The 19,430-nt window shown below is 71.9% G+C and carries 18 protein-coding genes; 14 read left to right on the top strand and 4 right to left on the bottom strand.

The window, feature by feature from the left end; translation table 11 throughout:
* The first annotated feature begins 153 nt into the window (after nucleotides 1-153).
* The 3 genes from IE217_RS23435 to IE217_RS23425 all read left to right on the top strand — a co-directional run bounded on the left by IE217_RS23435 (nucleotide 154) and on the right by IE217_RS23425 (nucleotide 1,626).
* Entirely contained in the window at nucleotides 154-318 is a 165-nt protein-coding gene (locus tag IE217_RS23435) for a hypothetical protein (protein ID WP_190179885.1), read from the top strand.
* A 259-nt stretch (nucleotides 319-577) separates the two neighbouring features.
* On the top strand, nucleotides 578-1,048 hold the full coding sequence (locus tag IE217_RS23430) for a hypothetical protein (RefSeq protein ID WP_190179884.1): 471 nt from the start codon (nucleotides 578-580) through the stop codon (nucleotides 1,046-1,048).
* A 77-nt stretch (nucleotides 1,049-1,125) separates the two neighbouring features.
* A complete protein-coding gene (locus IE217_RS23425) occupies nucleotides 1,126-1,626 on the top strand; it encodes a TspO/MBR family protein (protein ID WP_190179883.1) in 501 nt (166 codons plus the stop codon).
* Nucleotides 1,627-1,695: 69 nt separating this feature from the next.
* Here the strand turns inward: IE217_RS23425 and IE217_RS23420 are convergent, their stop codons facing one another.
* The gene (locus tag IE217_RS23420; RefSeq protein WP_190179882.1) at nucleotides 1,696-3,075 is read right to left on the bottom strand and encodes a cryptochrome/photolyase family protein; all 1,380 of its coding nucleotides are present in this window, start codon (nucleotides 3,073-3,075) and stop codon (nucleotides 1,696-1,698) included.
* A gap of 392 nt (nucleotides 3,076-3,467) precedes the next feature.
* Between IE217_RS23420 and IE217_RS23415 the strand changes: the two genes are divergently transcribed.
* From IE217_RS23415 to IE217_RS23405, 3 genes are read left to right on the top strand one after another with little or no spacing between them, the layout of a single operon-like run.
* The gene (locus IE217_RS23415; protein ID WP_190179881.1) at nucleotides 3,468-4,271 is read left to right on the top strand and encodes an alpha/beta fold hydrolase; all 804 of its coding nucleotides are present in this window, start codon (nucleotides 3,468-3,470) and stop codon (nucleotides 4,269-4,271) included.
* Entirely contained in the window at nucleotides 4,268-5,563 is a 1,296-nt protein-coding gene (locus IE217_RS23410) for a PP2C family protein-serine/threonine phosphatase (RefSeq protein ID WP_373298109.1), read from the top strand. Before IE217_RS23415 ends, IE217_RS23410 begins: the two co-directional genes overlap by 4 nt.
* The gene (locus IE217_RS23405) at nucleotides 5,563-5,901 is read left to right on the top strand and encodes an STAS domain-containing protein (protein WP_190179879.1); all 339 of its coding nucleotides are present in this window, start codon (nucleotides 5,563-5,565) and stop codon (nucleotides 5,899-5,901) included. The genes IE217_RS23410 and IE217_RS23405 overlap by 1 nt, the downstream gene beginning before the upstream one ends.
* A 14-nt stretch (nucleotides 5,902-5,915) precedes the next feature.
* On the opposite strand, the gene IE217_RS23400 is transcribed toward IE217_RS23405, so the two are convergent.
* A complete protein-coding gene (locus tag IE217_RS23400; protein WP_190179963.1) occupies nucleotides 5,916-7,556 on the bottom strand; it encodes a SpoIIE family protein phosphatase in 1,641 nt (546 codons plus the stop codon).
* A 377-nt stretch (nucleotides 7,557-7,933) separates the two neighbouring features.
* Here IE217_RS23400 and IE217_RS23395 point away from each other — a divergent pair, with 377 nt between their 5' ends.
* Nucleotides 7,934-8,461, top strand: a complete 528-nt coding sequence (locus tag IE217_RS23395) for a hypothetical protein (RefSeq protein WP_190179878.1) — start codon at nucleotides 7,934-7,936, stop codon at nucleotides 8,459-8,461.
* Nucleotides 8,462-8,734: 273 nt separating this feature from the next.
* On the opposite strand, the gene IE217_RS23390 is transcribed toward IE217_RS23395, so the two are convergent.
* Entirely contained in the window at nucleotides 8,735-9,856 is a 1,122-nt protein-coding gene (locus IE217_RS23390) for a hypothetical protein (protein ID WP_190179877.1), read from the bottom strand.
* Nucleotides 9,857-9,984: 128 nt separating this feature from the next.
* Between IE217_RS23390 and IE217_RS23385 the strand changes: the two genes are divergently transcribed.
* From IE217_RS23385 to IE217_RS23365, 5 genes are all read left to right on the top strand, one after another.
* Nucleotides 9,985-12,213: a TIR domain-containing protein gene (locus IE217_RS23385; RefSeq protein WP_190179876.1), complete on the top strand. Its 2,229-nt coding sequence runs from the start codon at nucleotides 9,985-9,987 to the stop codon at nucleotides 12,211-12,213.
* The gene (locus tag IE217_RS23380; RefSeq protein ID WP_190179875.1) at nucleotides 12,210-12,524 is read left to right on the top strand and encodes a RyR domain-containing protein; all 315 of its coding nucleotides are present in this window, start codon (nucleotides 12,210-12,212) and stop codon (nucleotides 12,522-12,524) included. Before IE217_RS23385 ends, IE217_RS23380 begins: the two co-directional genes overlap by 4 nt.
* A gap of 12 nt (nucleotides 12,525-12,536) precedes the next feature.
* Nucleotides 12,537-13,058, top strand: coding sequence for a hypothetical protein (locus IE217_RS23375; RefSeq protein ID WP_190179874.1), 522 nt, complete (start codon nucleotides 12,537-12,539; stop codon nucleotides 13,056-13,058).
* Nucleotides 13,059-13,122: 64 nt separating this feature from the next.
* Nucleotides 13,123-14,079 carry a sigma-70 family RNA polymerase sigma factor gene (locus IE217_RS23370; RefSeq protein WP_190179873.1) on the top strand — a complete coding sequence of 319 codons (957 nt, stop codon included), beginning with the start codon at nucleotides 13,123-13,125 and terminating at the stop codon, nucleotides 14,077-14,079.
* A gap of 56 nt (nucleotides 14,080-14,135) precedes the next feature.
* Entirely contained in the window at nucleotides 14,136-14,690 is a 555-nt protein-coding gene (locus IE217_RS23365; protein WP_190179872.1) for a dihydrofolate reductase family protein, read from the top strand.
* Between the two features lie 97 nt (nucleotides 14,691-14,787).
* Here the strand turns inward: IE217_RS23365 and IE217_RS23360 are convergent, their stop codons facing one another.
* Nucleotides 14,788-16,656 (bottom strand): glycoside hydrolase family 2 protein, encoded by a 1,869-nt coding sequence (locus IE217_RS23360; protein WP_190179871.1) that lies wholly within the window; start codon nucleotides 16,654-16,656, stop codon nucleotides 14,788-14,790.
* A gap of 232 nt (nucleotides 16,657-16,888) precedes the next feature.
* On the opposite strand from IE217_RS23360, the gene IE217_RS23355 reads away from it, so the two are divergent.
* On the top strand, nucleotides 16,889-17,938 hold the full coding sequence (locus tag IE217_RS23355) for a LacI family DNA-binding transcriptional regulator (RefSeq protein ID WP_190179962.1): 1,050 nt from the start codon (nucleotides 16,889-16,891) through the stop codon (nucleotides 17,936-17,938).
* A gap of 141 nt (nucleotides 17,939-18,079) precedes the next feature.
* Nucleotides 18,080-19,423 (top strand): extracellular solute-binding protein, encoded by a 1,344-nt coding sequence (locus IE217_RS23350; RefSeq protein ID WP_229865534.1) that lies wholly within the window; start codon nucleotides 18,080-18,082, stop codon nucleotides 19,421-19,423.
* Nucleotides 19,424-19,430: the final 7 nt, after the last annotated feature.

Raw genomic sequence — 19,430 nt, 5'->3', positions numbered from 1 at the left:
CATCGATCACAGAGCACCGCATCTTCGCGGCGACGCCTGCCCGCACCAGACCACACTCGGGATCGACCACGCGTACACCACCAAGCTGGTGTTCTGGCACGACGGCAACCTGGCCCACTACGGCGACTGGCAGCAGCTCAACGCGGCTCGGTCGTGGAGGGCAACGACTGGCAGTCCGCCAGCTGGAGCCCGAACGCCTGGGCGCTCCTCCAGGCCGACGGGAACCTGGTGATCTGGTCCAACGGCCGGGCGGTCTGGGCCAACAACACCTACCACTTCTGCCCGGGCACCGAGCACTACTGGAACCGCTACCAGTAAGCCGCGCACCTCACGCGCGGTCGAGCTCCGCAGCCGAAGCAGGCCTCCGACGGGCACGCCTGCGCGGGGACCGCCGTGGGGAGCCAGCGGGTACGGCGCCGGGGGGTGGAGGCGAGGACCCTTCAGCCCCACGGCGGCGCACCGGGGGAGAGCGGGCCGCCGGCCAATGACGGACCGTGGTGCCAGCCGCCGGCTCCCTCCGGCAGCACCGCCCGAAGGGACGAGTGCGGCGCGTCCGCGCGGGGCAATGCTTTAGGTCATGAGCGATCACCACGACGGGCCGGATGCGCGGCACCAGAGACCGCCGGGCGCGTCAGACCTCACCGTAGAGGCCCTCGGCGCGCTGTCGAAGGCGTTGGAGACCACCGAACGGGCCCGTGGACACCTCTACGGCTTCCACCAGCTCACCGGCACCGCCGATTTCGAACTCGACCGGGCGGTGAAGCTGCTGCGCGACGCCGGCCACGACGCCTGGGCCGACCGGGTACAGCTCGAGATCCTGGGACGCAACGTCATCCCCGGACACTGGACCTTCCAGATCGTCGAGGCGTACAACTCGACGTACTACGAACCGTTCAAGCGTCTCGAGCAAGCAGCGCGCGTGGACCTGGTCGACGGCAAGGACCATCTCTACGAGGCGGAGCTCAAGGAGGTCCGCCGCACGAACGGAGTTCCCGACCACACCGCCCGACCCGGAGTCGACCCCGATTCCGAGCCCGGGCCGTCGTGAGGACCCGGGGCCGGGCGGGAGGAAGAACCCGGCTCCGGGCGGGTGAGCGACTGCACTCGCGGGGGCACGCGGCAGGCATGACGTTCCTGAGCACGAGCAGCGACACTCCGCCGCCCTCGGCCCCGCTCCGGTACGGCGCGGCGGCGGTCGTCGCCACGGCCGTCGCCGGGGCCAGGGCGACCGACCCCGACAGCGCCTGGTACCGGGCGCTGCGCACCCCGGACTGGCAGCCGCCGCCGTGGGCGTTCGGCGCCGTATGGACACCGCTGTACGCGACGATCGCCTACGCCTGCGGCCACGCACTGGGCCGGACCGGGGACCGGCGCCGGCGCAGGGCACTCGTGGCCGGTCTGGCCGTGAACCTCGCGCTCAACGCGGGCTGGAACTGGCTCTTCTTCGCCCGCCGCAGCCCCGCGGCCGCACTGGCCGGCACCCTCCTGCTCGACGTGAGCAACGCCGACCTGCTGCGGCGTACCGCACGGGTGGACCGCACGGCGGCACTGGCGCTCGCGCCGTACGCCGCCTGGTGCTGCTTCGCGACCGCCCTGAACGCGTCGATCGTCCGCCGCAACCGCTGACCGGGGACCTTCCGGTCACCGCCGGACCGCCGGACCGCCGGACTGCCGACCGCCGACCGCAGGCCGTGATCACCTCTCCTGAAGGCCGCGGGCGCGGCGGAAGCGGTCCAGGCCCTCGGCCAGGTCGACGATCGGGTCGGGGTAGTGCAGCGCGGACCTGGCCCGCCCGGTCAGCTTCCACGGCTCGTGCACGGCCGGGGCGCCGACGCCTTCGAGTTCGGGCACCCAGCGGCGGACGTAGGCGCCGTCGGGGTCGTAGCGCCTGGCCTGGACGACGGGGTTGAGGACCCGGTTGGGGCGGGTGTCCGTGCCGGTGCCGGCCACCCACTGCCAGTTGAGCTGGTTGCTGGCGATGTCCCCGTCGACGAGCCAGTGCAGGAAGTGGGCCGCGCCGACCCGCCAGTCGGCGTAGAGGGTCTTGGTCAGGAAACTGGCGGTGAGCAGCCGGGCCCGGTTGTGCATCCAGCCCTCCTCACGCAGTTGCCGCATCGCCGCGTCGATCACCGGGTAGCCGGTCCGGCCCTGGCGCCATGCCTCGATGTCGGCGGACGCCGTGCGCTCGGTGTGCCAGGTGTCGCCCTTGGTGCGGTAGTCGGCGTGGGCGGCGTCGGGGCGGGCGGCGAGGACCTGCCGGTGGAAGTCGCGCCAGGCGAGCTGCCGTACCAGCGCCTGCGCGCCCGGCCCGCCGTGGCGCCGGGCCCGGTGGATCAGTTCCACCGGGGACAACGTGCCGAAGTGCAGATGCGCGGAGAACCGGGAGGTGGCGTCGCCGGCCAGGTCGTCGCGGGTGTCGTCGTAGGCGTCCAGGCCGGTGCGCCAGTAGGCGGTCATCCGCTCGCGTCCGGCACTCTCACCGCCGGCCGGCAGCGCGGGCGAGACGCCGGTGACCTCGCCGCGCGCGGGCAGCCGCTCGCCGTTCACCGCCTCCGGTACGGGCACGCGGCGCGGGGCGGCGAGGGCCGGGCGCAGCCCGGCCTGGGACCAGCGCCGGTGGTACGGCGTGAAGACGGCGTAGTGATCCGAGCCCGACGGGACCACCTCGCCGGGCGCTACCGCCACGGTCACCGCGTCGTGCACGACCAGCCCGCGCCCGTCGCGCTCCAGCGCCCGCCGCAGCCGTTCCTCCCGGCGGGCGGCGAAGGCGCTGTGCGAGGCGGCCATGTGCACCTCGCCGGCGTCCGCTTCCGCCGCCACACGGCACACCTGGGCCACCAGGTCCCCGGAGCGCACCACGAGCCGCCCGCCGCGATCGCGCAGCGAGCCGTCCAGGTCGGTCAGGCAGTCGGCGAGGAAGGCGGAACGGTTGGGGGTGGCGAACCCGGCCGCTTCGACGGCGCGGTCGCGCACGAACAGGGGAACCACCGCATCGGCGCCCTCCAGCGCGGCACACAACGGCGGATGGTCGTGCAGCCGCAGGTCGCAGGTGAACACGGTGACCGAGACGCGCATGACAGTCAGCTTCCCTCCCACGGCAGCGGCGGCCGGTACCGACACACGCGTGTCCTCCGGCGGCGCCCCGGGGCCGTCAGGGCCGGAGGCCGGTGCGCGCAGGCGGGGGCGGGCGTCGCCGCCTCCGCCCGTCCCGGGCGTCGCCGCCTCCGCGGGCCGGCGACCGGGGCGCGGCGCGGGCACAGCCGCCGTACGTGCTCCTCACCGGCCGGCCCGCGCCTCACAGTCACCGGCACGGGCGGAGGGAAACCCGGAAACCCGGGAAACCCGCAACCCCGTCGTACCGAGCGTGTCGAGGCGGTTTACGCAGGGTCGCGGCGGTGGCGGATGGAACGTGGGGGTGATCCGGCGGCGTACGTGAGCAGCGGTGCGCGTCTGAGAGACTGGCCGTCATGGATGTCGTGCGCAGGAACAACGTCACCGTCACCGGCAACCCCGATGGGCCGGTGGTGGTGCTGGCGCACGGCTTCGGCTGTGACCAGAACATGTGGCGGCTGACGGTGCCCGCCCTGGCGCCGGACCACCGGGTCGTGCTGTTCGACTACGTGGGCTCGGGCCGCGCGGAGCCGTCCGCGTTCAGCGAGGAGCGGTACGCCAGCCTCGACGGGTACGCCCAGGACGTGGTGGAGGTGTGCCAGGCGCTCGACCTGCGCGACGCGGTGTTCGTCGGGCACTCGGTCAGCGCGATGATCGGGGTGCTGGCCGCCGACGCGGCTCCGGAGCGGATCGGCGCACTGGTGATGGTCGCACCTTCGCCGCGGTACATCGACGACGACGCCTACCGCGGCGGGTTCACGGCCAGCGACATCGACGAACTGCTCGAGTCGCTGGAGTCGAACTACCTGGGCTGGTCCGCGGCGATGGCTCCGGTGATCATGGGCAACGCGGACCGGCCCGAGCTCGGCGAGGAACTCGAGAACAGCTTCTGCGCCACCGACCCGGAGATGGCGCGTGTCTTCGCCCGGACCACGTTCCTGTCCGACTCGAGGGACGACCTGAAGAAGGTCAGGGTGCCGACCCTCGTCCTGGAGTGCAACGACGACGTCATCGCCCCGCGGGAGGTCGGCGCCTTCGTCCACGACGCGATCGCCGGCTCCACCCTGGTGACCCTGGAGGCGACCGGGCACTGTCCGCACCTGTCCGCGCCCGCGGCCACGAACGCGGCGATCACCGAATTCCTGGCGGCGCTGCGATGATGTGCGGCATCGGGCGGCAGCACGAACCGCAGGACGCCGGCGGGACGACGTCGGACGCGGTGTTCGCCGCACTGCTGGAGGACAGCGCCGAGGAACTCTACGAGTTCGCGCCGTGCGGGTATCTGTCCACGCTCATGGACGGCACCATCGCGAAGATCAACCACACCCTGCTGGACTGGCTCGGCCTGGAACGGGACGCGGTCGTGGGCCGGCTGCGGTTCACGGATCTGCTGACCGTGGGCGGCAAGCTCTACCACGAGACCCACTTCGCCCCGCTGCTGCGGATGCGGGGTGAGATCAACGGCATAGCCCTGGAGGTCAAGCAGGCCGACGGCGGGCGAATACCCGTGCTGGTCTCCTCGGTGGTCAAGCACGGCAGCACCGGGGAGCCGCTGCTGATCCGTACCACCCTCTTCGACGCCCGGGACCGCAGGGCCTACGAGGAGGAGCTCCTGCGCGGCCGGAAGGTGGCCGAGGAGGCACGCAAGCGGGCGGATGCGGACCGGACCCGGCTGCAGGAGGCGCTCGCCGTGCTCCAGCAGTCGCTGCTGCCCGACAGCCTGCCCACGGTGCCGGGAATGGAAGCGGCGGCGCATTACCACACCGCCTCCCCCGACCGGTTGGGCGGCGACTTCTACGATGTCTTCCCCGTGGACGGCAAACGCTTCGTCTTCTTCCTCGGCGACGTGTGCGGCAAGGGTCCCGAGGCCGCCGCGCTGACTTCACTGACCCGCTACACCCTGCGCGCCGCCGCCCTGCACGACCCGGATCCGGTCGCGGCACTGACCACCCTGAACAAGGTGCTCCACGAGCGCTACACCGACAGCGGCGATCCGCGCTACTGCACGGCCGTCTTCGGCACCCTCGAACCCGACCCCGCCACGGGACACGTCGCCGTCCACCTCGCCTCGGGCGGCCACCCGCCGGCGCTCGTCCTGCGGGCCGACGGCACCGCCGGCTATCTGCCGACCCCCGGCGGGCTCCTGGTCGGCGTCCTGCCCGACGCCCGGTTCGCCACCGCCGCGACCACCCTCGCCCACGGCGACACACTCCTGCTCTACACCGACGGTCTCACCGAAGCCCGCATCGGCGAGGACCGCACCAGCCTTTACGGGGACGACGGCCTGCTGGCCTTCGCCACCGGCCGCGCCGACCGGCACCCGCGCGCCGTCATCCAGGCCCTGACCGGCTTGCTCGACGGCTTCGGCGACGGACTCGACGACGACACCGCTCTGCTCGCCCTCGGCGTCCCCGCCCGCTCCACCATCTCCTCCGCGACAAGAAACCACTGATGAGCCCGCTGAAGATCACCGCCCGCGACGCCACGACCGGTCCCGTTGTGGAAATCATCGGCGAACTCGACTACGCCAGCGCCTCCCGGCTCCGCGAACAGCTCGCCGCGCTCAGCCTGCAGCCGGGCCGGCGTCTGGTCCTGGACCTGGCAGGCATGGAGTTCTGCGACTCCAGCGGCATCACCGCCCTGCTCGCGGCGCGCACCCAGGCACTCGCCGCCCAGGCCGAGGTCGCGCTCGCCGCGGTTCCGGGCAACACGCTGCGCATACTGCGTATCGTCGGACTCGACCAGATCTTCACCCTCTACGCCGACAGCGACGCCGCCACCCGGGCCTGAGCCTGTCCTCCGGCTCACCGGGGGGTGCGCAGCGCGAGAAGGGCGACGTCGTCGTGGCCGGGCGGCTCGACACGGTGCAGCAACTCGTCCAGGAACGAGCCCAGGGACCGGTGGGCGAGCGCGGCGGCGTGCTGACGGAGCCGGTTCAGGCCCTCGTCGAGGGTGCGGCCGGGGGCCTCGACGAGGCCGTCGGTGTAGAACAGCAGCGTCGAACCGGGCGGCAGCACGGTCGTGGCGTCGGGTCGCGGCAGGTGCGCGCCGGTGCCCAGAAGGATGCCGTGGCCGTCGGTCAGGAAGTGGGCCAGACCGTCCCGGGTGATGAGCAGGGGCGGAAGGTGCCCCGCGTTCGTCCAGTGCAGCTCCCACCGGCCGTCGTCCGTGCCGGACAGGCGGGCGAAGATCAGCGTGGCCATGGTGACGTCGGTGATGGGCATGATCGCCTCGTCGAGCCGGGTGACGATCCGGCTGGGGGGATCCTGCTGGGACCAGGCGTAGGCCCGCAGCATGTTGCGCAGCTGCGCCATCCCGGCGGCCGCCTCCAGGTCGTGGCCGACCACGTCTCCGACGGCCAGGGCCGTGGTGCCGTCGGGCAGGGTGAAGGCGTCGTACCAGTCCCCGCCCACCTGCGAGGCGTCGGGCGCCGCCAGATAGCGCACGGTCATCTCCAGGCCCGGCACGACCGGCATCTGGGGCAGCAGGTGGTTCTGCATGGTCTCAGCGACCTTGCGCTGACGCTGGTAGAGACGGGCGTTGTCGAGGGCCAGCCCGGCCCGGCGGGCGATGTCCTCCAGCAGCGGGAGGTCGGCGGGGGTGAAGTCCGCGGGTGTCTCCGCGCGGCCGAGAGTCAGCGCTCCCAGGACGGCCCGGGTGCTGCGGATGGGTGCGATGACCGCGGAGTGGATGCCGGTGGCCTCGAACAGGCGGCGCTGTTCCACCGCGATCCCTGAATCCGGTGGCCGCTGGTAGGTGCTGGGACCGGCCAGGGTCGAGGAGACCCCGCGCAGCGCCCGGGACAGCGGCATCTGGGACGCTTCGGGCACGGGGGGCATCGGTCCCTGCAGATCCTCACGGTGCACCAGCGCGTCCCCCTCCGCGTGGACCACGGCGGTGCGCCAGACCTCGTCGCGTTCGGTGATCAGGTCGATGACGACCCAGTCCGCCAGGCGGGGCACGACCAGGGCTGTCAGCCGGCGCAGCGCCTCGTCCACGTCGAGCGTGGAGGACAGGCGCGTGGTCGTTTCGGCCAGCAGTGCCAGCCGTTCGAGTTCGGTCAGCGAACCGGCGGGCGCCACGGGCTCCGCCGGTCTGTCGGAGTACGGGGTTGGCTCGGCCATATGGAACAGGACCAGCGTGCCTGCCGCCTCACCGATGGCATGGGGAGTGATCAGCCAGGAGACGGCGAGCAGGGTGCCGTCCCCGCGCAGGAAGTAGGCCTGCGAGCCCTGCGCCGGGCGCCCGGCGTGGAACGCCTGCCGCATGTCGCACTGCGTCCGGGGCAGCGGCGCTCCCTGCGCCGAGCGGTGCAGCAGATCGTGGGCGTCCTGGCCCACCAGATCAGCGGCGGACCGGCCCAGCAGGCGTTCGGCGCTGCGGTTCACCGCGAGGATGCGTCCTCCTTCGTCGACGGCGTAGGCGGCCGCGCCGATGTAGCCCAGCACCTCCGCGAGGACGCCCGTCCGGGCGGCAGGCGCCCGTGTCGCGCCGTCGTCCCTCTTCTCGGCCTTCGCCACGCCCTCGCCTCCTCCTTGGCCGGAACGGCATCCCGTCCGCCACTCCGGTACTCCGCGTAACACGGTCCCGCACACCTGCTCTCTCCCTATGCCCCGTCGCCGCGCCTTCCCATCCCGTCAGCGCCCAGCTCACGGGCGCCCGCGGTCACCCGTTCCCTCGTCCCGATTTCCATGCTTTGGGCCGTCGGCTACGGCTTCTCCACAGGGATTTCACTTTCGGCATCTACTCGCGTAGCTCGGTCGAGCGTTGTCATGGACATAGCTCCCGGCGGTCCGCCGGGACCCACTCCCCGGAGGTCCTCATGCGCATGCTCGTGCGTCTCGCCACTGCTGGATCCGCTCTAGGGCTGGCTGCCGGCGGTCTCGTCGTCGGGGCCGGCGCGGGCACCGCTTCGGCGGCCACCTGCTCGCAGTCCTACCTGCCGCTGCCCGACTCCGCGTGCACGCCCGGTTCCTACAACCCTGACGTCACCCAGTCCACCATCGCCTCGACGATATGCGTGTCCGGCTGGACCGCGACGGTGCGTCCGTCCACCACGTACACCAACAAGCTGAAGGCGCAGGGGATAGTCGACTACGGTTACGCGGACACCAGCATGACCAGCTACGAGGAGGACCACCTGGTCCCGCTGGAACTCGGCGGCGCCCCGCGGGACCCGGCCAACCTGTGGCCGGAGCCGTACTCCGGCAGCCAGACCGCTCACAGCAAGGACGGTGTCGAGACCAAGCTGAAGAACGCCGTCTGCAACGGGACGATCACCCTCGCGTCGGCCCGCAACGCCATCAGGACCAACTGGACGACCGCTCTTCAGGTCACCGGTGTCGGCTGAACCACGCTGAACGTCCCCACGTGTCGGTGACGGCACGTCACGCGTCGTGCGTGTGGTGTGCCGGCGTCTGTCTCTTCTGTTCGCCTGTCCGCCGCCGAGGGTGCTGCTCCGGAGTCGTACCGGCGGCGGCCGGGGGAGCAGGGGAGGAAGACGGCGGGGCGGCCCCATCGGGTGAGGCGGTTCTGCGGTGGCCAGGTCGTCCTCGGCACTCCGGTGCACCGGGTGGGCTCGGCCAACGCCCGCGCGGTGGTGCGGTCGCGACGGCCGTACCGCTCAGGCGTGCGGACCGTCATTGCCCGAGGGCCGGGACGCGCCGGGCGCCAGCGGGTCGGGCAGCGGAACGGACGGCGGGCCCGCCGCGCCGGTGCGCAGCCGCTCGAAGACGAGGTCGAAGGTGAACCCCGCGGTGAAGCCGAGCGGAATGGTGAAGAACAACAGCCGGCGCACGTCCAGATGGTCCAGGAGGGTGGGAGTGGTCAGCAGCTGGGAAGCGAAGTAGAGCAGGACGCAGACCAGCCCGGCACCCAGCCCCCGTACCGCCGCGCGTCCCCAGCGCACATCGCTCTCGAAGGAGTTGCGCAGGATCGCGCCCGCGGCCGAAGCCACCAGCGGGGCGCCCACCAGCACCAGCAGATCCCGGGCACCCGCCTGCTGCGTCTGCCGGGCCGTCACCAGGGCCGCGAGAGAGACCAGCATGCACACGGCCGCCACCGTGAGCCCCCTTGCCGACCGCCGGACCGCCGTGCGTTCGCCCCGCGCGCGCTCCGCGAGGGCACGCAGCCTGCGTTCCCGCTGTCGGAGCAGACAGGCGATCAGCCGGGACGGGGACGCCGAGGACCAGTTGTCGCCCATCAGGCGGATGTCGGAGTCGTCCGCGTCGTTGCGGACCTTGTCGAAGTTGATCCACACCTGGCCGGCCCCGCCGCCGAACGCGGCCACCGTCACCAGTGGCAGACGCTGCGCCAGGGCGATGATCCCGGCCACCCTGGTGGACTGGCCGCCTCCCATCAGCAGCACGCCGTCACAGCTCAGCAGGGTGTGGTAGAAGGCCACCTCCCACTCGCCGCTGCTGTCGCGGAGGATCTCCAGGCTGGCGTGGGTGTCCGGCGCCAGGCCGAAGTCGACGTCGCTGTGGCGCGGCGGGAAGGCCGCCACCCGGCCGGGGTCCGCCTCGGTGCAGGCGTCCGCGTACCCGGCCACTACATCGGTCTCGACGTACTCCGGGCTGCTGGAGAAGACGGCCAGATCGCAGCCGGCCCGCGCGAGTTCTCTGCCCAGTTGCCGGCAGGCCTCGGGAGCGAGATCGGTGGCCTTGAGAGGGTGAGTGAAGGTGCGATCGGGGTCGGTGCTGCCGATGACGGCTATGAGGGGACGCGCGGAGTGCGGCGAAGTCATGCACCAGTCTAGGCAGTTGACTGTCATGCGTCTCGACTGGTTCCGATGGCTTTCGCCGTATTTCCTGGAGTTCGGGGTGTACCTAGGGGCGTGCGGGGGGATGGGTGAGCCGACGGTGGGGAGAAGTGATGGCAGGCGTCAGTCGGATACCGGCCTATTTCAGTCACAGCTACTGGGCAGAGGACCGGGAGCTGAACGAGCACTTCTGGAAGCTCTTCTGGAACGAGGGCTTCACCTTCGCGGTCGACCCGAAGACCAATCCTCTCTCACCCACGCACCTCGAACTGATGATGGATCAGAGCGCCTGTTTCGTGGGCGTGGTGACTCATCGCCACGAGGAACGGCGGTACCGCGCCTCGCCGTTCATGGTGCACGAGCACGACCTCGCGCTCCAGGCGAGGAAACCCAGGCTCGTGTTCATGGAGACGGGTGTGTCGGCGGGGTTCTTCCCGGCGGCCGACGAGCAGCGCATCGTGTTCAACCGCCGCCAGCTCCCGGACGCGGACGAGGTGAAGCCCGCGCTCGCACGCCTCGCCGGCAGGAGCGGCCCGGCCGGCGGCGCCGCCAGGGGACTGCTCGGCACGGTCGGACTGATCCTGCCCGACGACCCCGCGTACCGGGCCGCCGAGCCGCTCATCCGGCGGGCGGTCGAGGACGTCGGATACCGCCCCCGCACGATCAGCCTCGAGTTCGAGGATCTCTTCGAGTTCCTGCTCGCCGTCGACGGGTGCGACTTCGTGGTCGTCGACGTCGCCTCCCCCCACGCGGTGCCCTGGGTCTTCCCCGAGCTGAGCGGCCGCTTCCGGCCGACCCTCAAACTCGTCCACGATCCACCCGACTGCCGCTACGTGCCCCAGCCGTCGAAGCTGGTGAGCGGAGCCGCCCTCCGGGCCGCCGAGCCGGCGGACCGCATCACGGTGCGCTGGAGCCACCCGGAGGAACTCGCCGACCGCGTCCAGGACATGGTGGCCCGGTTCTACCAGCCACGGCTGGAGTTCGAGACCTACGAGGAGGGCGTCGGATACTTCCGCAGCCTCGGCCGGGCGGAGGGCAGCATCTTCCTCAGCAACGCCCGCGGGGACGACGCGCTGGCCCAGCGCGTGGGCCGCAGCCTCGAACTGCACAACCTGTCGTACTTCCATTACCTGCGCCGCAACACCATCGAGCTCGGTGCCGACTGGCGCAGCCAGTTGTACGCGAACGTGGCCGCATGCCGGGTGTTCCTGCCGCTCATCAGCCGGCACTACTGGGAGAGCGAGTACTGCCGGGAGGAGTACGACATCGCCGAACGCCTGCGCGCCGACGGCCGGCTGGTGATCCTGCCGTACTTCCTCGGCCCCGGAGCGGCACGGCAGGTCAGCTTCCAGGGCCGGGCCATCGGCCACCTCCCGGAGGACGAACAGGTGGCGGTCATCAGCCGCGACGTCGACAACGAGTTCGTCGAGCGCCGCCGGCTGGAGGGCCGCGGCATCACGGCCGGGCAGCGGGGTGCCGCGGCCCCCGCGCCCGCCCCGGGGCGCCGGTGCGACATCGCGCTCGTCACGCTCCTGCCCGAGGCCCACGAGGCGCTGCGCCGGCATCTGGAGGCCTCCGGAGCGCACACCGAGACCGCACTGCACGGCACCGGCTGTGCATGGCTGCGCACCAGCATCCCGGCCGTGGGCCGGAGCAGCGCCTACGAGGTGGTGGTGGCCCACCCCTGCGGCGGCCGTGACGGGATCGGCAACGCCGTCGCCGCCACGATCGAGGAGTACCAGCCCGAGACGGTGGTCTTCGTCGGAGCCTGCTGCGCCGTCGCCCCCGACCTCGTACCCGGCGACGTGGTGATCTCCAGCCGGCTGCACGGCTATACGTACGACGAACTGGAACAGAGCTGCCTGCCCCGCCCCGACCGCAGCCACCTGGCACACGAAGGGGTGGCCGCGCTCGGTGAGAGCATGCGCCTCAATTACGCCTACTGGACCGAGAAGGTGTACGAGCGGCCGCCCGGAGGCCCCCGGGGCACCACACCGCGTGTCCTGGTCGGCCCGATCGCCTCCGGGGACGCGTCCGTCGGCGGCAGCGGGGACCCGGCCCTGCGGCCGGTGATCGGCGCCTGGCCGGGGCTGGCCGCCGTCGAACTCGGGGGTGGGGACGCGGCGGGCGCCGTCACCCAGACCCGCAGGGGCGGCCGGACACATGTGTCGTTCTCCATGGCGTGCGCGGTGGCCGGCACCGCCACCGACGGCATCCGCGTCGACTCGGCGCGGCCGGAGCAGGAGAAGGCCTGGAAGCAGTACGCAGCCGACGTGGCCGCCACCCTGGTCCTGGAAGCCATCCGGTCGGCATGGCCCAGTCCGCCCAGGAGAGACGGATGAAGCGACGCGACGGGCGGCAGCCGTGGACGCCCCCACCCCCCGGCACCGTGGACGTGAAGGTCCCCGACAGCCTGCACGCCCTGATCGAGATCCTCGCCGAGGAGGCCCACAACAACTGGGCCCGGCAGCGCCTGTCCGAGGGCTGGCGGTACGGGCGCCGGCTGAGCCGGCGGCGCAGGACGCACCCCCTGCTGGTCCCGTACTCCGCGCTCACCCATGCGCAGCAGGAGGCGGACCGGGTGGTCGCCATGGGGTCGGTGAAGGTGATCCTCCGCCACGGCTACACCCTCCAGGAGCCCGCCGGCCGTTGAAAGGGACGCCCCATGACGACCATCGCGGTGACCGGGCACATCGACCTGACGGCGAAGACCTCCGCCCTGGTGCGCACCGCCCTGGACGAACTGCTGCGGCGCTACGCCGCCGACGGTGAACTGGTCGGGATCTCCTGTCTCGCCAGGGGCGCCGACTCCCTCTTCGCGGAGGCCGTCCTCGCCGCCGGCGGCCGGCTGGCCGTCGTCGTGCCCTCCCGGGACTACCGGCGCGCCCGGGTGCGGTCCGACCACGCACCTGTCTTCGACCGCTTGGTCGAGGCCGCCCACGACGTCGTCGTCCTGCCCATCGAGAGCGCCGGCCGGCAGGCGTACGAGGCGGCGAACAGCATCCTCGTGGAACGTGCCGACCGGCTCGTCGCCGTCTGGGACGGCACCCCGCCCACCGGCCGCGGCGGCGGCACCGCCGACACCGTGCTCGAAGCCCGGGCGGCGGGCGTCCCCGTCGACGTGGTGTGGCCCGACGGGGCCGAACGCACCCGTCGGCAGGACCACCAGCGCGCCACCGGCGGGTGAGGGCCTCCCCGTTCAGGACGCGCGCCGTGCCGGATTCGGCGTCGCCGGAACACCGGCTGCCCGGATGCGCCATGATGTGCCGGTGGACTTCGAGCCGTACAGGGGTGAACTGGTGGCGTACTGCTACCGGATGCTGGGCTCGTTCCACGAGGCCGAGGACCTGGTGCAGGAGACCATGCTGCGCGCGTGGAAGGCCCGCGACCGCTACGACGCCACGCGCGCGTCCGTGCGGACGTGGCTGTACCGGATCGCGACCAACGCCTGCCTGACCGCGCTGGAAGGGCGGGCCAGGCGGCCGTTGCCGTCCGGGCTGGGCGCGCCCGGCGAGGCTCCCGGGGCGCCGCTCACCGAGGTGCCCGACATCCCCTGGCTGCAACCGTTCCCCGACGCGCGGTTCGACGCGGAGGTCCGGACCGACATGCGGCTCGCGCTGATCGCGGCGATGCAGCTCCTGCCGCCCCGGCAGCGCGCCGTACTGGTGCTGCGCGAGGTGCTTCAGTTCTCCGCCGCCGAGGTCGCCGAGCAGCTGGGCACCACGGCCGCAGCCGTCAACAGCTCGCTGCAGCGGGCCCGTGCCGCCGTCGCGGACGCGGGAGGCGCGGAGGAGGTCGCGGAGCCGGACGATCCCGGGACACGCGCGGTGATCCAGAGTTACGTGCGGGCATTCGAAGCGGCGGACATCCCCGCGCTGGTGCGGCTGCTCACGGACGAGGCGGTCCTGGAGATGCCTCCGGTGCCGCTGTGGTACCGCGGCAGCCGCGACTACGGTCTTTTCATGGACCGTGTGTTCACGCTGCGCGGGCCGGGCTGGGCCGTCACGTCCCTCACCGCCAACGGGCAGCCCGCGCTCGCCGCCTACGCGCCGGAGCCCGGCGGCAGCCACCGGCTGCACACACTGCAGGTCCTCACGGTCACCGGCGGCCGGGTCGCGCACAACGTCGTGTTCGCCGATCCGCGCGTGCTCGAGGCGTTCGACCTGCCGCAGCGGATTTCCTCCGACGAGTTCCGTCAGGCGCGATGAGTGTGCCCGGTGCCGCCGGTACGTACCGGTGAGCATCGATCGAAGGGACACCCACCATGAGCGTGATCGTCATCAAGTTCATCACCCTGGACGGCATCGTGTCGGACCCGGACGGCTCCGGGGGAACGCCACTCGGCGGCTGGGCGTTCCGGCACGGTCCCGAGACGAGTGCGGGGGACAAGTTCCGGCTGGGGAGCACACTCGACACCGGAGTCCTGCTGCTGGGACGTACGACCTGGCAGTTGTTCTCGCGGATCTGGCCGGAGCGGGACGACCCGTTCGCCGCGCGGATGAACGCCGCGGCGAAGCTGGTCGTCTCCAGCACGCTGACCGACGCCTCGGCCTGGGAGAACTCGCGGGTCGCCGAGGGCAGCCTCGCCGACGTCGTCAAGCACGAGGAGCGCGATGTGATCGCCACCGGCCTGAGCGTCGTGCAGCAGCTGATGGCCGAGGACCTGGTCGACGAATACCGGCTGCTGACCATCCCCACGATCCTCGGCAACGGCCGGCGGCTCTTCCCCGACGGCGGCCCGTGCACCCCCCTGGAGTGCCTGTCGGTCGAGCGGATGGGCGCCGGCGTCCTCACGCGGTACCGGAGGGCGGCGCGATGAGCACCCGCTCGGCGGGAGGCCGCGGGCCCCGGTCTTCGCCGCTGCTCCCCGGCTGGTGATCGAGGTCGCCGCCGGCCGTGCCGGCGGCGACCGTGGATCAGTGCGGCAGGCCGGCCGGGGACGGGGAGGGGGAGGGTTCGCGCCTCTTCTCGGGGGCGGCCCCGGCGCCGGTGACGATGCGGCGGATCGTTTCCAGCGGCAGCTTCGGCGAACCGTCCGTGCGCAGGAGGCCGTTGGTCTCCTGCGCGGTGTCCATGAACTGTGTGTAGCAGAATCCCGCGACGATCGGGCTCGTGTGCAGGACCCGGAAGATGTCGCCGAGCAGGGCGGCGTACTGGGTGTCGGAGCTGGTGCGGGTGTAGGAGAACTCGTCCTCCTCCGCCCCCAGCGACAGGCCTCCGAACTCGGTGACCATGAGCGGGACTTCACCGGCGCGGTAACGCTCCGTCTGCCGTGCGGTGAGGGAGAGCGCGCGTCCGGCAGGGCCCGGTGAGACGAGCAGCGCCTCGAAACCGCCGGCGTCTCCGTAGCGGCGGGTGAGCAGTTCGGGGTCGGACGAGTAGTCGTGCACACCCATGATGTCGCTGTCGGTGTGCTCCCAGCCCTCGTTGGACATGACCGGCCGGGTCGGGTCCAGGGCCCGGGTGAGGTTCGCGAGCGCGACCGTGTAGGCCTGCTGCGCGGGGTCGTTCGCGATGTCGGAGCAGCCCCAGCTCTCGTTGACCGGCACCCAGGTGACGACCGAGGGATGGCTGCGGTCGCGCCGCACCAGGTCCAGCCATTCGCGGGTGAGCAGTTCCACGGCCTCGGTGCCGTACTCGTACGCGGCCCCGGTCTCGCCCCACACCAGCAGGCCGAGCCGGTCGGCCCAGTACAGGAAGCGGGGGTCCTCGGCCTTCTGGTGGACACGGACCGCGTTGAAGCCCATCGCCTTGATCAGCTCGACCTCCCGGCGCAGTTGGGCGGTGCCGGAGTTGGCGATCAGGGTGTCGGGACGGTAACCCTGGTTGAGCACCGAACGCACGTAGTAGGGGCGGCCGTTGAGGAGGAAGGCCCCGCGGCCCACCCCGGCGCTGCGCAGACCGACGTAGCTGGCGACGGCGTCGAGCACCTCGGAGGTGGCCGCGTCGCGGACGGTCACCCGTGCGTCGATGAGGGTGGGCCGCTCGGGGCTCCACAGCAGGTCCTCGCGGTCGATGCCGTTGCGCAGGGCGGGGATGACGAGGTCGACGCGGCTGCGCGGGGTGCGCACCGTGGAGGCGGACTCGGCGAGCACCTCGCCGTCGTGGCTCAGCACGATCTCCACGCGCACCGGGGCGGACGGCGCCGAGGCCAGGGTGATCTCGGCCGCGACGCCGCGCGCCGGGTCGGGGATCCAGGCCAGGTCGGTGACGTGCAGTTCGGTGACGATCTCGGCCCACACGGTCTGCCAGATGCCGGTGGTCCGCTCGTACCAGACCGCGTGCGGCCGGTCCTGCCAGTCCTGCTTGCCGCGCGGCTGTGCCAGGTCGGCCGGATCGTCCTCGGCGCGTACGACGAGTACGTGCTCGCCGGCGCCGGGGCGCAGCGCGTCGGTCACGTCGGCGGTGAACGGGCTCTGGCCGCCCACGTGGTCGGCGACCAGCCGGCCGTCCAGCCAGACTTTGGCCCGATGGTCGACGGCTCCGAAGTGCACGAGCGCCCGCTCGCCGCCGGCGACGGCGAGGACCTCGTGGGGTATGCGGCGGCGGTACCAGACCACCGCGTGCGCGGCGGTCTCGCCGATGCCGGAGGCGGGGGACTCGGGCGGGAAGGGCACGGTGATCTCCCGGTCGAACGTGCCCTCGGTCTCCTCGGAGAACCGCGCGTCGCGCTCGCCCACGCGGGCGTCGTCGTACCCGAACTCCCAGACGCCGTCGAGGCTGTGCCACCGTTCCCGCCGCAGGATCGGCCTCGGGTACGTCCCGTCCTGCTCGCTCGCCGTCACGGATCCTCCTCCTGCCCTTTCCGGAATGACCGGCATGGGCGTGTTCACGATGAAGTCCTGTCATCATGAGTGATCTTTTGCATCGATGCAAGACTCAAGTGGAGCGCGAAGGTGAGTCGCGGCTCACCGGTACGGCAGACTCTGAGGTCCGTCGGGGTGCCCGCTCGAGGTCACCCGGCGGGCGCCGGGCGCCGTCAGGACGGGAAGGAGGCCCCCAGTGGCCAGAGTGCGGATGCGGGACGTGGCCGAGCACGCCGGGGTGTCGGTGCGGACGGTGTCGAACGTGGTCAGCGGCTACCCGCACGTCAGCCCCGACACCCGCGCCAGGGTGCAGCGTTCGCTCGACGAGCTGGGCTACCGCATGGACTATCTGGCCCGCGGCCTGCGTTCGGGCCGCACCGGCTTCATCGCCCTCGCGGTGCCGTTCGTCGCCGAGCCCTACTTCGCCGAGCTGGCCCAGGCCGTGATCCGGGCCGCCGGCCGGCGCGGCATCACGGTGCTCGTCGAGTCGACGGCGGGCGACAGCGAGGTGGAGCGGCGGATCGTCGACGGCGGTCTGACCAACGTCGCCGACGGCGTGCTGCTGAGTGCCCTGACTCTGCCGGCGAGCGACATGGCCGCGAAGAAGCCGGACTTTCCGCTGGTCATGCTCGGTGAGCACAGTGTCGGCGACCAGTTCCCGCGGGTCGGCATCGACAACGTGGCGGCCGCCCGCACCGCGGTCGAGCACCTGCTGGCGCAGGGCTGCCGCCGGATCGTCGCGCTCGGCCGCAACGGCAGCGAGAACGGCCGCCAGCGCACCGAGGGATACGAGCAGGCCATGTCGGCGGCGCGCGTGCGCCGGGTGAACTGGCTGGTCGTACCGGTCGAGGACTGGACCAGGGACCAGGGTTACGCGGCCGTCCGGGAGCTCCTGGACGGCGACGGTCCGCTGCCCGACGCCGTCTTCGCCTTCAACGACGCGCTCGCGGTCGGCGCGCTCAGGGCCCTGGACGCCTCGGGGGTGCGGGTGCCCGAGGACGTGGCCGTCGTCGGCATCGACGCCATCCAGGAGTCCGCCTACACCCACCCGCCGCTCACCTCGGTCGCTCCCGATCTCGACGCCATCGCCGAGCGTGCGCTGGCCCTGCTGGAGGAGCAGATGCAGGCACTGGGGGAGTCCGGCAGGGCCGCGCCGGGCGAGGACGTGCAGGCGGGAGCGGTCGCGGCCGCGCCCCAGGAGGCCACGCCGTACCGGCTGATCGTCCGGGAGTCCTCGCGCCGCGGGCCCGTGCACGAGTGAGAAGGAGCCCGGCGCGCGCGACGTGACACGGGGTGCGGCAGCGGCCCGCGAACTTCTTCGGAACGGTCTATTGCATCGTTGCAAAACGTGTGCCAAGGTCTGCGCCATCGCATCCACATCGAACTGACGAGGTGCAACCCCATGAGCGGAGCGTTGGCGCGCCGGCGGTTCCTCGCCCTCAGCGGTGGCCTTGCCCTGACCGGAGGGCTCGCGGCGTGCTCCTCCCCGCTCGCGACCGGTCTGACGGGCTCACAGCCGGACACGGCGGACGTCATCTTCTGGAACCTCTTCACCGGCGGTGACGGCGCCAACATGGTGCTGATGGAGAAGGCGTTCCAGAAGGACAACCCGGGAACGACGGTCGAGGCGACCGTCCTCGGCTGGGGCAATCCGTACTACACGAAGCTGGCACTGGCCACCGCGAGCGGCACACCGCCGGACGTCGGCATCACCCACCTCTCCCGGCTTCCGCTGCTGGCCGCCTCCGGCCTGCTGCAGCCGGTGAAGGACACCCCCCTTGAGGAACTGGGCGTCACCGAGGACAAGTTCACCCCGGCGGCCTGGAAGAAGGCCACCGTGGACGGCACGGTGTACGCGGTCCCGCTGGACACACACCCCTTCGTTCTGTACTACAACGTGGACATCGCCCGCAAGGCGGGCCTGCTGAACCCGGCCGGGGACGGACTCGTGCCCCTCAAGGGCAAGGAGGACTTCGTCGGCGCGGTGAAGGCGATGAAGGAGGCGGGCGGCGCCCAGTACGGCGCGGTCATGTCGATCACCGCCGACCCGTCCACCGCCTGGCGCTTCTTCAGCATGGTCTACTCCGGCCTCGCGGGACCGATCGTCACCGACTCCGGGACGAAGGCCGCCGTCGACGACGAGGCGATGCGGGAGACGGTCGCCTTCATGCAGAGCCTCACCGGTCCGAACCTGATGCCCAAGAGCCTCACCGGCGCCGGCGCCAACGCCCTCTTCAGCACCGGCAAGGCCGGCTTTCTCTTCGACGGCGAGTGGCAGATTCCCTCGTACCGGGGGGTGAAGAACCTGAAGTTCGACGTGGTGCCGTTCCCGGCCCTGCTCGGCCCGAAGCCCGTCGCGTACGCCGACTCCCACGCGCTGATCCTGCCGCGCAACCAGCGCGGAGACGGGACCCGTACGCGCAACGCCTCGAAGTTCGTCAAGAGCCTCCTCGACAGCAGCGCGGTGTGGGCCGAGGGCGGCCACATCCCGGCCTGGCTGCCGACGCAGCGGAGCAAGGCGTTCCTCGACCTGTCGCCGCAACGCAACTACGTCCAGGCCGCCTTCGACGCCCACTACGACCCGGTGGCCTGGTACACCGGCGCCGGCTCGGACTTCCAGGGCGTGATCGGCGGCACGGTCATCGAAGCTCTCGCCGGACGGATCACGCCCAAGGGCATGGCGGGCGCGATGCGTTCCGCCCTGAAGAGGTACACCACGTCCCGACCGCCGGTCACGATGAAGTAGGAGGCAG

Source organism: Streptomyces naganishii JCM 4654 (assembly GCF_014650575.1).
Lineage (GTDB): Bacteria > Actinomycetota > Actinomycetes > Streptomycetales > Streptomycetaceae > Streptomyces > Streptomyces naganishii.
Note: the sequence above shows the minus strand (reverse complement) of the source record. Positions and strands in the feature narration are given on the sequence as shown.

Bases quoted from the DNA above. Each gene is read 5' to 3' on its own strand.
- IE217_RS23410 (WP_373298109.1), top strand. From the start codon at position 4,268: ATGATGTGCGGCATCGGGCGGCAGCACGAACCGCAGGACGCCGGCGGG.
- IE217_RS23390 (WP_190179877.1), bottom strand. From the start codon at position 9,856: ATGACTTCGCCGCACTCCGCGCGTCCCCTCATAGCCGTCATCGGCAGC.
- IE217_RS23365 (WP_190179872.1), top strand. From the start codon at position 14,136: ATGAGCGTGATCGTCATCAAGTTCATCACCCTGGACGGCATCGTGTCG.
- IE217_RS23355 (WP_190179962.1), top strand. From the start codon at position 16,889: ATGCGGGACGTGGCCGAGCACGCCGGGGTGTCGGTGCGGACGGTGTCG.
- IE217_RS23425 (WP_190179883.1), top strand. From the start codon at position 1,126: ATGACGTTCCTGAGCACGAGCAGCGACACTCCGCCGCCCTCGGCCCCG.
- IE217_RS23405 (WP_190179879.1), top strand. From the start codon at position 5,563: ATGAGCCCGCTGAAGATCACCGCCCGCGACGCCACGACCGGTCCCGTT.
- IE217_RS23385 (WP_190179876.1), top strand. From the start codon at position 9,985: ATGGCAGGCGTCAGTCGGATACCGGCCTATTTCAGTCACAGCTACTGG.
- IE217_RS23395 (WP_190179878.1), top strand. From the start codon at position 7,934: ATGCGCATGCTCGTGCGTCTCGCCACTGCTGGATCCGCTCTAGGGCTG.
- IE217_RS23430 (WP_190179884.1), top strand. From the start codon at position 578: ATGAGCGATCACCACGACGGGCCGGATGCGCGGCACCAGAGACCGCCG.
- IE217_RS23420 (WP_190179882.1), bottom strand. From the start codon at position 3,075: ATGCGCGTCTCGGTCACCGTGTTCACCTGCGACCTGCGGCTGCACGAC.
- IE217_RS23415 (WP_190179881.1), top strand. From the start codon at position 3,468: ATGGATGTCGTGCGCAGGAACAACGTCACCGTCACCGGCAACCCCGAT.
- IE217_RS23350 (WP_229865534.1), top strand. From the start codon at position 18,080: ATGAGCGGAGCGTTGGCGCGCCGGCGGTTCCTCGCCCTCAGCGGTGGC.
- IE217_RS23380 (WP_190179875.1), top strand. From the start codon at position 12,210: ATGAAGCGACGCGACGGGCGGCAGCCGTGGACGCCCCCACCCCCCGGC.
- IE217_RS23375 (WP_190179874.1), top strand. From the start codon at position 12,537: ATGACGACCATCGCGGTGACCGGGCACATCGACCTGACGGCGAAGACC.
- IE217_RS23370 (WP_190179873.1), top strand. From the start codon at position 13,123: ATGCGCCATGATGTGCCGGTGGACTTCGAGCCGTACAGGGGTGAACTG.